The sequence below is a fragment of the Planctomycetia bacterium genome (assembly GCA_016795155.1).
Lineage (GTDB): Bacteria > Planctomycetota > Planctomycetia > Gemmatales > HRBIN36 > JAEUIE01.
In genome coordinates this window covers 1-14083 of the sequence record JAEUIE010000031.1, presented here as the reverse complement: position 1 = coordinate 14083, position 14083 = coordinate 1, and the positions used below count along the sequence as shown (strand labels likewise).

General features: G+C 52.9%; 13 protein-coding genes. 11 read left to right on the top strand and 2 right to left on the bottom strand.

Features of this window, described 5'->3' with window-relative positions; all coding sequences use genetic code 11:
• The first annotated feature begins 587 nt into the window (after nt 1–587).
• Nucleotides 588–2099, top strand: coding sequence for an arylsulfatase (locus tag JNJ77_12275; GenBank protein MBL8823359.1), 1512 nt, complete (start codon nt 588–590; stop codon nt 2097–2099).
• 55 nt (nt 2100–2154) lie between these two features.
• Here the strand turns inward: JNJ77_12275 and JNJ77_12270 are convergent, their stop codons facing one another.
• On the bottom strand, nt 2155–3480 hold the full coding sequence (locus JNJ77_12270) for a hypothetical protein (GenBank protein ID MBL8823358.1): 1326 nt from the start codon (nt 3478–3480) through the stop codon (nt 2155–2157).
• A gap of 527 nt (nt 3481–4007) precedes the next feature.
• Between JNJ77_12270 and JNJ77_12265 the strand changes: the two genes are divergently transcribed.
• The 7 genes from JNJ77_12265 (at nt 4008) to JNJ77_12235 (ending at nt 11353) form a co-directional block, all read left to right on the top strand.
• Nucleotides 4008–4310: a hypothetical protein gene (locus tag JNJ77_12265; GenBank protein MBL8823357.1), complete on the top strand. Its 303-nt coding sequence runs from the start codon at nt 4008–4010 to the stop codon at nt 4308–4310.
• A 51-nt stretch (nt 4311–4361) separates the two neighbouring features.
• Nucleotides 4362–4967, top strand: a complete 606-nt coding sequence (locus tag JNJ77_12260) for a hypothetical protein (protein ID MBL8823356.1) — start codon at nt 4362–4364, stop codon at nt 4965–4967.
• A gap of 469 nt (nt 4968–5436) precedes the next feature.
• Nucleotides 5437–6927, top strand: a complete 1491-nt coding sequence (locus JNJ77_12255; protein ID MBL8823355.1) for a beta-lactamase family protein — start codon at nt 5437–5439, stop codon at nt 6925–6927.
• A gap of 261 nt (nt 6928–7188) precedes the next feature.
• On the top strand, nt 7189–7806 hold the full coding sequence (locus tag JNJ77_12250) for a hypothetical protein (GenBank protein MBL8823354.1): 618 nt from the start codon (nt 7189–7191) through the stop codon (nt 7804–7806).
• A gap of 228 nt (nt 7807–8034) precedes the next feature.
• A complete protein-coding gene (locus JNJ77_12245; GenBank protein MBL8823353.1) occupies nt 8035–8532 on the top strand; it encodes a GNAT family N-acetyltransferase in 498 nt (165 codons plus the stop codon).
• A gap of 205 nt (nt 8533–8737) precedes the next feature.
• A complete protein-coding gene (locus JNJ77_12240; GenBank protein MBL8823352.1) occupies nt 8738–10279 on the top strand; it encodes a hypothetical protein in 1542 nt (513 codons plus the stop codon).
• 507 nt (nt 10280–10786) lie between these two features.
• A complete protein-coding gene (locus JNJ77_12235; protein MBL8823351.1) occupies nt 10787–11353 on the top strand; it encodes a hypothetical protein in 567 nt (188 codons plus the stop codon).
• Between the two features lie 25 nt (nt 11354–11378).
• On the opposite strand, the gene JNJ77_12230 is transcribed toward JNJ77_12235, so the two are convergent.
• Nucleotides 11379–11564 carry a hypothetical protein gene (locus tag JNJ77_12230; protein MBL8823350.1) on the bottom strand — a complete coding sequence of 62 codons (186 nt, stop codon included), beginning with the start codon at nt 11562–11564 and terminating at the stop codon, nt 11379–11381.
• Nucleotides 11565–11807: 243 nt separating this feature from the next.
• On the opposite strand from JNJ77_12230, the gene JNJ77_12225 reads away from it, so the two are divergent.
• The 3 genes from JNJ77_12225 to JNJ77_12215 all read left to right on the top strand — a co-directional run.
• On the top strand, nt 11808–12446 hold the full coding sequence (locus JNJ77_12225; GenBank protein ID MBL8823349.1) for a hypothetical protein: 639 nt from the start codon (nt 11808–11810) through the stop codon (nt 12444–12446).
• A gap of 14 nt (nt 12447–12460) precedes the next feature.
• Entirely contained in the window at nt 12461–13321 is an 861-nt protein-coding gene (locus JNJ77_12220; protein MBL8823348.1) for a hypothetical protein, read from the top strand.
• Between the two features lie 240 nt (nt 13322–13561).
• A partial coding sequence (locus tag JNJ77_12215; protein MBL8823347.1) for a hypothetical protein occupies nt 13562–14083 on the top strand: 522 nt, incomplete at its 3' end.

Genomic DNA, 14083 nt, shown 5'->3' with positions numbered 1-14083 from the left:
TCATGCCTCCCTGAAAGTCTGCCAACACCCGCTCACGTAAATCAACCGAGTACGCTTTCATCTGTGACTCCATGACATGGACACGTCACAGTATTTCATGTATTACCTGAATGCGCAAGATGGTTTTTGAAAATGCTCTAGATGCTTGGAACTCATAAAACTGCCCTTGATGAAACAGCTCGGACATGATGCCTTTGCCATTCTGCCCCAAAGCCGCAACAGCGTCAAAGGCGAAACTTCTGATGGGGACTAAGTCGTAACAAGGTAACCGTAGGGGAACCTGCGGCTCTTTCACCTCATTTCTAAGGAAACCTTCAACCACTCAAGTGGTTGGAAATATCCCACAGGTACCACAGACTCACTTTGGTACACCTCTCTAGCCATGTTGATAAAACAACAACCCCCGGCCTCGAAAGATGTCGGGCGTTGTTGCATTCGTGGCCTTTATTTAACTACAAGCTTTTCATAATGTTAAGAATCAGGCTGTTTAGTCTAATCATGCGGGTGATACCCTTCACAGTGGTGAGGCAATGTCGCGATATTTATTCTGGGCATGGCTTACGGCATTACTCCTAATTTGCACTGCTATGGCTTACCAGCCGGCAGGGGTGGCCAATTCACTGACATCGAACATTGTGGCAGCGAAAAAGGTTGCCAAGCATCCCAACATCCTTGTCATCATGCCGGATGATGTGGGCTACTGGAACGTGGGTGCCTATAGCCATGGTATGATGGCCCCAACACCGAACATTGATCGCATTGCTAAGGAAGGGATGCTCTTTACGGATCATTATGCCCAGCCGACTTGCACCCCGGGCCGGGCTGCTTTCATCACCGGCCAGCTTCCGGTCCGCACCGGCCTGACCACGGTAGGCATGGCCGGGTCACCCATCGGTCTCGACAAACGTGACCCCACCCTGGCCGAGGTACTCAAGAAGCAGGGCTATCGCACCGGGCAGTTCGGCAAGAACCACCTGGGCGACCGCAACGAGCACCTGCCCACCGTGCATGGGTTCGATGAGTTCTTTGGCAACCTGTACCACCTCAACACCGAAGAAGAGCCCGAACTCGGCGACTGGCCCAAGGATAAGGGCTTCGATACCCGCTATCGACCTCGCGGCGTGCTCGATTGCAAGGCCTCGGAGCAGGACGATCCCACCGAAGACCAGCGTTTTGGCAAGATTGGCAAACAGACGATCAAGGACACCGGTCCACTCAATCGCAAACGCATGCCTACGGTAGACGATGAGTTCCTCGACCGCACCAAGCAGTTCATGACCAATGCGGTGAAAGCAGACCAGCCCTTCTTCGCCTGGTATGCTCCCAGCCGCATGCACATCTACACCCACCTGCGGCCCGGGCGAGAAAAACTCGCTGCCCCCCATTCCTCGGAACTCGACGTCTACGGCAGCGGCATGATGGAACACGACATGCAGGTGGGCGATCTGCTAAAGACACTGGACGACCTCAAGATCGCCGAGAATACCATCGTGATCTACACCACCGATAACGGTGCTATGGCTTCCTGGTGGCCGGACGGTGGCACGACACCCTTCCGCAGCGAGAAGGCCACTACCTGGGAAGGAGGCGTGCGCGTGCCCTTTGTCATCCGCTGGCCCGCAAAGATTGCCAAGGGCAAAGTCTCCAATGGCATTCAGGAGCACCTCGATGTCTTTACCACCCTGGCTGCTGCTGCCGGTGTTTCGGATGTTGCCAGTCAACTCAAGGAATCACACAAGGTGCATATCGATGGTGTGAACAACCTGGCTCACTGGACGGGTGACGCCCCCTCAGCTCGCAACATCGTCTACTACTACAACGAAGCGGAACTCTGCGCGATCCGCATCGGCAACTGGAAGTCACACTTTCAGAGCCGAGATGGCTTCTTCGACTACAACAAACCGGCAGCGCTGGTCTTCAACCTGCGCATGGACCCGATTGAAAAGCACGACGGCATCAAGAATAATGACATCGCTATGAAGCTCGGCGTTGCTTGGGGTGGCCAGGTTCAGGATGCTCTCGCCGCACATACGGCCACGCTGAAGGAGTTCCCGCCAAGGCAAAAGGGTGGCACGCTGACGCCCCGGTTGGAGAAGTAATACTAATCCGGTTGATATCCGGCGACCTACCGTGTCGTGGGTAAGTGACGGTTCGCTAGAACTTCAGTGCCACTCGCGTGTGAAAGATCCAGGCGTGTGTGCTGGGGATGTTGGGGAGGTTCCAGTCGGTATCGTACCTGCCTACTTCGAAACCGAGTTGCAGATTCTTGGTCACGTCCCAGATCAGATTGCCGAAGGCGAACTGGTTTTGCACACGCTGATTGTTGCCTACATCGCCATCGCGTGGGTCGTCGATACCAGCGCCCCAGTGCGTGTGCAGAGCGGGCGTGAGATAGTACCAGACTTCGGCCCAACCACCGAGGGAGCGGATCGCCCGAAACGTTTCGATGTTGACGCTCTGGCCCGATCCGCCGAAGTAACTGCCCATAGCTTGTCCCTGATAGAACTCCGCTTTGAAGCCGAGTTGCTCGGACAGATACGCCGTAAGATCAACGCCCACGCTTGCGGTGTTGGCATAGACCCGGGTGGTTTCCGAACTCGTTCGGACCTGGCCAATTAATCCTGAAAGGCCCAACTCCACCCGCCGAGTAGGCGTGGGGGAGCCGGTTCGCTGTTCAATAGCACCGAAGCCGAAGGCGATACGTCCTTCCAGGTTCGGAAGGCCCGTCGTTTCTCCGAGCGTGATGTCTGAACCTGGAAAGGGGGCAGCAAACTCGGTGATTACCGGTTGTCCTATCGCACTCTGGAGTGTGATCTGGAAATCGTCTGATGCTTTAAGAAAGCGTTCCACGCGAAATGAACCGCGGATGAATCCTGTATTGCCTGCTTCCAACCCGTAGCCGAAGTTCATTGTGCCTGGGTTCAATGGATTGAACACATCCTGATTGAGGCCGAATGCAAATCGCCAGTCGTCGTTTTTCAGATCCGCATAGGCGAATGCGAAGAATAAACCATAGAGGTTGGCGAAAGGTGATTGACCATACAGATAAACGAGAAACTGTCCTCCACTCTGGAAACCAGCGATTTCGGGACCTACGAGCATCGCCCCAAGGCTTGTGCCACGGCCCTGTACCTCGATTCCAGGCGAATCGCGACCTAGAAACGGGTTCACGAAGAGGTACGAGCCTGGTGAGGTGATCCGCTGCGTCGAAGAGATGGTTTCTCCAACCAACGATCCAAAGATCAGGATTTTAAACTGGTCGTCTGCGGTGGTGATGGTTAATCGCTTGGAGACATCGTCCAGGCCTTGGGAAAGCAGCTTGAGTGATGCAGCTTCATTGCTGGGATCTTTCAGTGCAGTCGTTGGGTTTTGGTTAATATTGGCGGTTTCAACCAGGGACGACGTCCCTGTGGGTATTTGAGAATAAGTATTCACAGGCAATATGGTCAGAGCGAATAGGCAAGTAACAATAGATTTCATGAAGCACACGCGTAGGCAGGGATAAGTTCACCCAAGCTGAACCTGTACTGCCGCATCCAGAAACAAAGAGGTTAGTGTAGCCCTATGCAGGAAGATCAGGAATCGGTCAAGACGAATCTTACGCCTGGGGCTGCACACGTGCTACAATGCGGCAGGCAAAGGGACGCCAACTGGCAACAGTGTGCAACAAAGCCGCGTCAGCGTCAAAGGCGAAACTTCTGATTGGGACTAAGTCGTAACAAGGTAACCGCACATGACCCCGCAGTTGGATCACCTCTAAGGAATCCTTTTGTGACTTTGCGAGCGGGTGGGCGGCAGCCCCCCGTGATACACTTCACAAAAATATCCTACAGGTACCACAGACTCACTCTGGTACATCCCCTCTCGCCATCTTGAATAACAAGCTATCCAGTCTCGTCGTATGATGAGACGGGGCAATGGTGTTACAGGTCATACTCCGTTGTGACCCCTTGTTATCCAACCTCAAACAGAAAAGGCTGTATCATGTCAGAAGGGAGATAATAGACATGAATAGTCTCTTGAAAATCGGATTGATCTTATTGATTCTGACACTGTTGTCTTCCTTGCCTTGGTTGCTGATATTCCTTAATGCCTGGTGGAACAAACCCGACCTTCCACTTGCTCCACCTCGGCATCCAGCGCTTTCGGCGACTTTCGAAATAAACGGCAAACCCTACCGCATACAGTTCACCTGGACTGAGGAAAACTACCAGCAATGGAACGCAGGACAAGGGTGGAACACGAGGTGGAAATCCTCGCATCGTACTTGTGTCAAAATACTGAACGACCAATATGCAGTGGTAATCTAGCTTCCTCACGCCAGTGAGAATGATCTGCCACAGTTTTGCCCGACTCTCGCCTTGATCGAACGTCAAGCACTCCAATCTGTCCGGATTTATAGGAAAATGAAGTCGGGCGAAAAACGTGATGACATCCTTGGATTGAGCGAATTGAACATCGAGCAAGACCCGAAAGGCAACGATCCCAAGCCGATGACGCAAGAGGAGGAATCACTTTGGAATGTTCTTAGAAAACGCAGTTATGGGCAGTTATGTGCCTGGACGTATGAGAAGGAACATTGGAGTCGATCCGAGGCATTAACGCAGATGTTCTCCCAAATGAAAGAGGTAACACCCCTCAGCACTTGGGAAGCTGGCTATCAGCAACAATCGGCATTTTGGAAAGCACTCGTCGATTTTCGCAATTCAAATTTTAAGGTCCTTGACCAAAGACCCTCAATTGGTTTTCAATGTGAGAACGGCACTACCGTTTGGAAACTGCTTCCCTATTCGGATGTGCTCGTCTACAGCGAAAGTCTTAGTAACAAGTCGGCACGTACATTTGTATCTTTCAGTGGTCGCCAAATTGAAACACGAATGAATGAGTTGTTGTTCGATGCACCAAACCAGCGGTTAGTGGAATTTCGTCATATTGGAACAAGTCGATTGGATGATTCTGAACCATAAACACTTCTCTCACCAGCCGAGGCAGGGTGGCACTGATTTGATGAATAGATCGCTGTGGCACTGATTTCGGTATGTCCGAAAGCAGTGCTGGATCGTGCGATGTCTCCGCGTGCCATGCACTGCACTCGGACATACCGAGTACAGTGCCACATCCACCACATCCACATCCATTTGCCCCTGCTTCGCCGCGATTATAATCCATCTCGACCCGTGATCGTGCAGCCACGGCATAGATTAGATCCGTGTCGAAACGATGTTCCATTACGTCTTGTCTCTACGTTGTTCAACCCACCAGCATAGCTGACCATTTACTGGCTATTCGAATTCAACATCATCTACGCCAACCTGGGTAGAATAGTTCCAAATCCCTTATCCTGTTCAAGACAACCCGCATTCCTCAGGTAACAATCCAATATCAACCACCGGTGTTTTTTTAACCCAAACACCTAAAACCATAGGCGTCGTCGCTATGCCTTCGGAGTCAACCATGTCCATCCTCCACCGTACTTTAGTACTTGCTGCTGCCATGCTGCTCGTCTGCGTCGCTGCTGCTGACGATTTCAAATTCCCCGACACGACCACCGGCAAACGGATGGCCGACTTTCTCGCTGCCATCAACTCGGGCGATCAGGAAAAGGCCAAAGCCTTCATCATGGAAAACGTCGCTGCCGCCGCCCTCGAGCGCCGCCCGCTCAAGGAACGCCTGGCGGTATACCAGGATATCCTGGAAGACACCGGCGGCATCTCACCCGTGAAAGTGCTTGCCACTTCCGATGATAAAACCACACTCCGTGCCAAAACCAGAAATGGCGAGATGCTCGAGCTCACCTTCGAGTTCGAACCCAAACCGCCCCACAAACTTATCAGCGTCCAGTTTCGCCCCATCGCCCCTGGCCTCGATGAGCTTCCCCTCGGCAAACTCACCGATGACCAGATCATCAAAGCACTCGGCTCCTACATGGACAAAATCGTTGCCGACGACAAATTCTCCGGCGTCGTGCTTCTCGCCAAAGAGGGCAAACCCATTTTCCACCAAGCCTATGGCTATGCCAGTCTGCGTTTCCAGGTTCCCAACAAGCTCGATACCAAATTCAACCTCGGCTCCATGAACAAGATGCTCACCAGTGTCTCCATCTGTCAACTCGCCGAGCAAGGCAAGCTTTCATTTGACGACCCCATCATCAAGCACCTGCCCGACTATCCCAACAAAGCCGTCGCCGAGAAAGTCACCATTCATCACCTGCTCACCCACACCGGCGGCCTGGGCCACTATTGGAACGAAAAGTTCCGCAACAAAATGCCCACCCTCCGCACCGTCAGCGACTTCCTGCCGCTCTTCGTCGATGAACCCCTCCGCTTCGAGCCAGGCTCACAAATGTTTTACAGCAATGCCGGCTTCATCGTTCTCGGCCTCATCATTGAAAAAGTTTCCGGGCAAACCTACTACGATTACGTCCGCGAACATGTCTGCAAAACTGCTGGCATGAAGAACACCGATTCCTACGATACTGATTTGATCGTTCCGAACCTCGCTATCGGCTACACCTTTCAGTCGTCCGTTCCGGGGCCACAGGCCAAGAGTGCCAAGCCAGTCCGCCGTGAGAACTTCTACCTCCATGCCGTCAAAGGCGGTCCGGCCGGCGGCGGTTACTCCACTGCGGAAGACCTCCTCGCCTTCGCTGCAGCCTTACGCGAACACCGCCTGCTCAATTCCAAATACACCACGCTCGCCACCACTGGCAAAGTGCAAATGGGCCCCGATGGCAAATATGCCTATGGCTTCGGCGACTTCACCGTCAAAGGCCACCGCCACATCGGCCACAGCGGCGGTGCACCAGGCATCAGCGCCGACTTCCGCGATTATCTCGACCTAGGCTACACTGCCATCGTTCTCTCCAACTACGACGGCGCCGCTCAATTGCCCTCCCGACAAATAGAAGCGCTACTGACGCACCAATGACCTCGCCCGGTTGAAATCTTGCGATTGCCTTGTAGGATCGCGCGAAGCCATCGCGCGATCCGCACTGCTTGGAGTACCAAGCAGTGCCACAGTTGCAGGCGAATACGAAATCATTGCTTCCCGACCGACAACAAAAAAATACATAACAACATCAGACAAGCCGGATGCATTCAACGATAGGATATATTTGCTTGATTGCGTCCCATGCACCGTTGACAATATGAAGTAGAGCTTACTCTGGAATGTGTCATTCAATAAACCATGTTCTATGTTCCTCTCGTTATGTTCGTACCTGTTCTTCTGGCTTGCCTGGGCATGGTAATGCTGTTTGGCGAAACTGTTGAATGGATGTACTTACGTTTGTTTCGACAGGGCAGTTATGTGCAATGGAGAAATGCACGCAATCTGCTGATTGCCAGCGTTCTTCTTTCGATAGGGTTTATGTTCTTTCCCGCTTATGTAGATCATTATCATCACACACCCGGCGAAGTAACGACTTACCTGATTCGCTGGATAGTAACATCATTGGGAATCATGCTGGCTGGTGTCGGGCAATATGTGGTCTTCCACCGGAAACCTGCCAGTTATCATCAATCGCTACTTTTCTTTTACCTGACAGGCATTCTGTTTGGACTGGAATGGTTGAGCCCCATGAGGTGGGTTTGCCTTTTAGCAGGCTTGATAACGAGTGTATGCAACGGTTGGTCACTGCTTGCCTACTGGCGATCAATTCGTTCAGTAAACGAAGCTCCTTCAGCTCAACTTCCGCAATCGAGTTCACAAAGAGTCGTTCAAGAGAATGAGTGTTTGGCGTGTGGAGCGAAAATGCCCGAAGTCGATACAGTATGTAGTCAATGCGGCTGGACCTACAATGAATAACTGTCAAGTGCCCTACGTATGGTACTTCGCTGAATGAGAATCTCGCTGTGGCACTGTTTTCGTACTCGAAAGCAGTGCTGGATCGTGCCAAGTCTCCGCGTGCTTTGCACTGCACTCGGGCATACCGAGTACAGTGCCACATCCGCCATTTCCCCTGTTGTTATCCTCAGCCATCCTGTTAGTATCCTGTCATGGACCCTTCATGAAAGGACGACGATGGCTGACGAGATTCTGCTGCGCGATGTGATCGCAGACGACCTGCCTGTTCTCTTTGAACAGCAGGCAGACCCCGATGCCAATCGCATGGCGGCTTTCCCCTCTCGAAATCGTGAAGATTTCATGGCACACTGGGCGAAGCTCCTGGCAGACGATGCGCTCACTCTCAAGACCATCGTCATCAACTCTCCTCCTTTACAAGGGGGAGTCGGAGGGGGTAACTCAGACAGTCAGGTGGCAGGATACATTTCAAGCTGGCAGGAGGACCATCAGCAGTTGGTCGCGTTCTGGATTGGCAAGAACTTCTGGGGCAGGAAAATTGCTTCGCGGGCCTTGGCCGATTTTCTTGATATCGTCACCACGCGCCCGCTCTTCGCCCATGTCGCCATCCATAACATTGCCTCCATCCGCGTGCTGGAAAAATGCGGGTTCACCATCTCCAGTGACGAGACGAAGTCTCCAACTGCAAGCGATGGGGTTGAGGAAGTGGTGATGAAGCTGGATCGCTGAACAACACCTCGAGAATGTGGCACTGCGTTCTGTACTCAGAAAGCAGTGCCACGCTCCCAGCGTGCCTCTTGGAATCCCTCTCGTCAACTTGATAAACCAGCAGCCCCGTTTCATACAAAGGTAACGGGGCTGTTGTGCTGTAAGAAGAAAAATGTAATAATAGATGGAAAATAGAATAATTCTCAGTCATTGCGGGAGATTAGCCATGTCAGCTGAAAAGCAATACCATCGTACCTTCGAGTCGAATCGCGTTCCTATGATAGACCCTAACTGGCAGGAGAGAATTCGCCGAACACAAACGATTGAACCCTACCGACCGCCGTATCAAGGGCCGACGATGGGGCCACCCAGTTCGGGTCGCGGTTCGACTCCCCCTCGTCGTGGATTGACTGATGCCTACTTCCTCAACAGAGATTCGCTCGAACCGATTATGATCTGGGAGAGGGACGATCAAAAACCGATTCTTGCTGCCACCCCCTGGGAACGCTGGTGGAGCAAACTGTTCCGGCCCAGTCATCAAAACTTTATTCCCATCGTCAATGAGAACAATGTACTTATCGGCCATTATGGACGGGTGCATGGTCACCAGATCCTCATCCAGGAGCAGGATAAGTTGAATCCTAACCTGAGCAGTATCAATCAGCCAGAACTGGCCCAGGCAGAAATTCACATGTTAGTCGGCAATGGCGATGTGGAGAAAGAACAAGGTTATGTTGCTGCCTACAACGAATACAGCTATTACTCAGTGCAGACGAATATTGATGGTGAAGTCTCGTGGATCAAGTTCGAAGGATTCACCAGTAACGGGTCGGCCCTACCCGTCGATTTCTCACCGGCTGATCTGCTCGCTGGAGCCAAGCTGATTATCAGGCTGGGCTATGCCATTGCGGTGCGCGTTGGAGCCCAGCAACTGCTTACCATTACTGGCCGTGTCATCGCCAAGAGAGCTTCCAGAAAGGCAGCCCAGAGCGCCACTAAGACCATCACGCTGGGACGTGGTTACGACCGGGCGATGGGTATTCCGCCGGAACATCTCCCCAAGATGATTGAAGCAGCCAAGGAAACAGGAGTGATTGCCATCTTCCGGGCCAATAAGGAAGTTTCCATTGATTTGATCCGCAATGGCGCCCATGGCAAACCGATGTGGGCCAAGTTCAAAACCAGCGCCGATACGGGTGTGCTTACTGCCAGGAATACCGATGAACGGGTCATTGCCATGGCGAACGAAGCCTTCGTCGTTGATGCTGATCTCGTCGCCAAGCGCATGGCCCGGCGAGTGGTGAAGGTCAACGGCAAGGAAGTCATTCAGGAAGTGAAGCTTAACGGTACCTGGAAAGTGGAAGCGGGCCAGGTCGTTGGTAAGGATGGCAAGCCCTACGTAGGTGATTATGACCTGCTCGGCGTAGCCCCCATGAAGTCGCCTGGCAGCAATGTCTCTCTGGTGCCCGATGATATTATTAACGGCGATTGGAACGGGCCCTGGGTTAAGAAGTATGCAGAAGCACTGAACAAACGACTCGATAAGCCACGAGTCTTGCATGGTGCCCAGGATGCCTATGGCGGCAAGGTCGAGTATCGAGGCCTGACGGATGACACCGCCTACGCTGTCTTCCCCGATGGTAGCACGCTTGTGATGCGTGGACGCATTGAACAGCAGGCGTTTTATGATCACATCGGAAGGCAAGCGAAATCGAAACTACCTGCCCCGGTCGGCGATCCCAACTTCAAAATGCATGTCGTCAAGTAATTACTCTCCTCTTCCGGATCATTCAGTAATTTGCGATATCCGTGCCAAGGATATCCGGCAGAGTGTCACTGAGCAAGCTAAGACTCATTAAGCAGTGCCACCGTCCTCGCTCAGCTGGCGAGTCGGGGGTCCGGATCAAAAGAAAATGTAAAGTTGTGACATTCATGTCCACCTGACACGGTCGAAACTGAATACAGTTACGACGCTGCCACAACTTCGCGGCACTGAGTCAGAACGCCCGATAACCACACCGTGGCTCCCCACGTTTCAGCGGTATCGTGTACAGATACACGGCTCGTTCGATATCATCCTCGTCGGATTTCACCCTCACTATCCGATTCAGTTTTATTCTGGGAAAGGCCTATCTATGCCATAACAACTGCCTTGATGCACGGGAAACATTCCAGCGTACCTCAAAAATCAACATTCATCACGGGGGAATGACAGGTGGGTATCGCTTCTCTAAATGAAGGGCTTCATTTCAGAGAGTTGCGGAGAGTCGTATCCATGTCCAAGACGAATGCCAATGACACGAATTATGTCCATCCGAAAAAGGTGAGTCTGAGAGTGCACCTTTTCGGGGCGCCGAATTACTTTGGCGATTCCCACATTCGGGTGATTGAAAAGACGGAGAAGATGCTGCAGGAACACGGGCTCAATCTGCAGTGCTGGTGGAGTAAAAATCTTTCCCCCATGATGGAGCCAGGAGGCACTGGGCCACGTGGGCTCTATTGGGAGGAGGATTATCCCAGGATTAAGGCACGCGTAGACGAGATCATGGGATATGCGAAGACGGCACAAACTCACGTTGGCGTGGTGTTCTGCAACTTTACCGAGAGTGGACATGGCGTAACGCCCTGGAAGAAGTATGGCTGGAAGACTCCGGTCTGTCTGATTTCTGCCAGGCCCAACGATGACCTGGTCACGATGCTGCATGAACTGGGCCATGCCGCAGGCCTGGATCATCATCATGGCCATGAAGACAGCAGCAACTTCATGCATGAAGGCGAAGGACGTACCACCATGTACCGTGGACAGATCGAACAGTTTGCCAAGTGTTACTTCGCAGGGTAACTGGCAAAGCAGAAATATAACCTGGCTACTTCCGCCGCATATCCTGCGGCTGGCCATCGATGTAGCCAATCATGTTGGAAGGCTGAACGACCGGTTTGTCAGATCCATAGTTCAATGGATTGACTTCAACAGCGTGGCTGCTGCTGTTCGCCTGCCAGGTGCAACCGGCACTGCAGCATAAGCCCAACAGTATGGTGAAGAAATTTCGCATCACAAGCTCTCCCCAGGAGCGCTCGCGATGTAACACAGAGGACGATGGCTGTCAAGCAGGAGACGATTTTGCCTGCGTGAGCGTGCCAGTTGCAAATGAATCTCAGGCATTGCCCGATTCATTGAGTGTTATCACTTGATCTTGCGAAAAATGGCTGTTGCGATACTGTAGGCAAACTTCTTTCAGATAGACACGATCAAGAATTGCCCTGTACAAAAACTGATTTGCCTGCGGGTATTTCCCATGTCGCGGAAACAAATGATTTTCTGGTTAAACGGTGCAGCCATCTTCATGATCGTACTGCTCCTCCTCGTCGGTAAATACGACCCGCCCTGGCCCAAGGTGCTTGAAGCTTTGCTCTTCGTCCTGTGCCTGACACTACTCTTCAGCTATGCTCCGCTGCGGAGTATGCTCACAGCACTATCTCGCCCGCAGCGGGTGGCACTTGCAGGCATCACGGTAGTCCTGGTGCTAGCCCAGTTGCGTGATCGGCACGATGAAAGCTGGCCTTTCATTCCCTGGAACATGTACCGAGGCCGATTCGATGCACCTCAGTATCTGGAAGTGGTAGGCATCACACAGGATGGCAGGGAACTGGAGATACCGGTCAGCGAGGTTTTTCAGTCGCAAAGCAGAACCACTCTCTGGCGGTTGCAATTCCTTTCATCTTTGATGGACACCAACAAGTGCAATGTAAAAAAACTGCACCGGTCTGAACAGTTCCGCACTCTGCTCCTGACCACCGTCGCCCGGTTTCAAAACCAGCATCCGGAAATCCAAATGCAATCAGTCTTCGTCAACCGCTGCACGCTGCCTCGACCTGGCCCAGGCCGCAAGCTTGCCATATCCCGCAAGAAGTATCTGGAATATTCGCTCCAATAATTCAGGTTCACTACATGCTGTTTGAAAAAGCCACTGCCGAAACTCTGGGTCTGGTGCGCTTCTGGGTGTTCAGCCTGGCTGCATTGTCTCGTTTCTTGGTGCCCGTGTGGGAAGTATGCCTGCTGCCTGAGTATGAACCATCGGGTGTGATGAAGCTCCTGGGCACGCAGTACTGGTTCCCATTTCTAACAGTGGAACTGGCAGTGGGCCTGCAGGGCCTGACCATTGCCCTGCTGCTGCTGGTGGCATTGGGCGTGGGGCCATACCGCATCCTGACGCCGCTGGCTTGTTTTGCACTCATCGTGACGGAAGGCTTGGTTCGCGGGAATGGAATCGCGACACATGCCCATATCATTTTGATTCTATGTGCGTTGGTGCTATCCATGCTGCCTGCAGACGATGCATTCACGCTGATCCGTCGCCGGCGTACTTTGAAACCTGCCCGGCAATACCAGGCGGCACTGGTGTCGTTAAGCCTCATCTTTTGTGCAACGTATCTGATGGTGGGTGTTCGACGATTGGCGACCAGCAGTTTTGATGTCTACCTGGATGATTCGATCCTCTGTGCCACGGTGCAGCGTGATGCGGAACAAGGCTCTGCGGGTGGCCTGGGCGTGTGGATGTGCGAATCCGTCGTTGGCGCCTGGATGCTCAGGATTGGTTTTCCCGTGGTGACTCTGCTGGAACTGCTCACGCCGCTCTGCGTGTTTTCCAGAACATTCCGCTGGTGCTGGCTTGCAGTCATGGTGCCTTTCCACATCGGCACCGGATTCCTGATGGGCATCTGGTTTCCGTATAGCATTGCGTTTATTCCGTTCCTGGTGGGTGGGTTTGATCCGTTCAGAAAGCGAGATGGGGAAGCAACTGCTCATTAGCCGGGTGCCCGGCTCTTTCCAGAATTGGCGTAGTGGTGGCAGGGTCGACCCTGCGGTTGTGCAACGACTTGACATCTCAGAAACAGGGTCGAAATTGAGTACCGTTACGACCCTGCCACAGCGTTCGCGATCTTCGCTACTGTCTCAGATCGTCTCAAATCACCCCCGATACTTTACAACCAACGCTCCCCCAAGTTACGCTGTGGGTTTGTGTACAAACGTCCACATTGGAGCGTCACCATGCAGACACCGCAGCAAATGAAGGAGAAAATGGCCAAGCAGGCCAAGCTTGGCCTCAGCATCGAAACGTGCAGCCAGGTTCAGGAACTCATTCACCAGATGGCCAAGGAGCAGATCGATGCTGCCATCCGGGAGTTTCAACGCGATCTCGGCTTCGAAGCGAGCAAGCTCGACGTCCTGGCCCACCAGATGCTGCAAATCCATCGCATGCATTCGATTGGCGATTCGATGGCCCGCCGACTCAAGGAAGATGACCTGCCCGCATCGTTCTACAACGCCTATCGTCACGTTGTCAAGGATACGTCAGCGATGCTGCTGCAACTCGATGAGCAGCGCATCAAGGAGAACCGCAAGACGTTCGTCTCGCCGGAAGATGCGGATGCCAAGCTCGCGGAAGAGCAGCGATGGAACCACGTCCTGTACGCTTCATCGGAAATGAAAATCCGGAATGGCTACTATTACGATCCACGACGCGGCGTGGCGCAGCCTGCACTCGATCTGCCGATGGAGCAGGTCGCTGAA

What these genes read in the sequence shown, in the direction of transcription:
- JNJ77_12250 (MBL8823354.1), top strand. Translation starts at nt 7,189, where the DNA reads ATGTTCTATGTTCCTCTCGTTATGTTCGTACCTGTTCTTCTGGCTTGC.
- JNJ77_12240 (MBL8823352.1), top strand. Translation starts at nt 8,738, where the DNA reads ATGTCAGCTGAAAAGCAATACCATCGTACCTTCGAGTCGAATCGCGTT.
- JNJ77_12270 (MBL8823358.1), bottom strand. Translation starts at nt 3,480, where the DNA reads ATGAAATCTATTGTTACTTGCCTATTCGCTCTGACCATATTGCCTGTG.
- JNJ77_12265 (MBL8823357.1), top strand. Translation starts at nt 4,008, where the DNA reads ATGAATAGTCTCTTGAAAATCGGATTGATCTTATTGATTCTGACACTG.
- JNJ77_12255 (MBL8823355.1), top strand. Translation starts at nt 5,437, where the DNA reads ATGCCTTCGGAGTCAACCATGTCCATCCTCCACCGTACTTTAGTACTT.
- JNJ77_12225 (MBL8823349.1), top strand. Translation starts at nt 11,808, where the DNA reads ATGTCGCGGAAACAAATGATTTTCTGGTTAAACGGTGCAGCCATCTTC.
- JNJ77_12235 (MBL8823351.1), top strand. Translation starts at nt 10,787, where the DNA reads ATGTCCAAGACGAATGCCAATGACACGAATTATGTCCATCCGAAAAAG.
- JNJ77_12220 (MBL8823348.1), top strand. Translation starts at nt 12,461, where the DNA reads ATGCTGTTTGAAAAAGCCACTGCCGAAACTCTGGGTCTGGTGCGCTTC.
- JNJ77_12275 (MBL8823359.1), top strand. Translation starts at nt 588, where the DNA reads ATGGCTTACCAGCCGGCAGGGGTGGCCAATTCACTGACATCGAACATT.
- JNJ77_12230 (MBL8823350.1), bottom strand. Translation starts at nt 11,564, where the DNA reads ATGCGAAATTTCTTCACCATACTGTTGGGCTTATGCTGCAGTGCCGGT.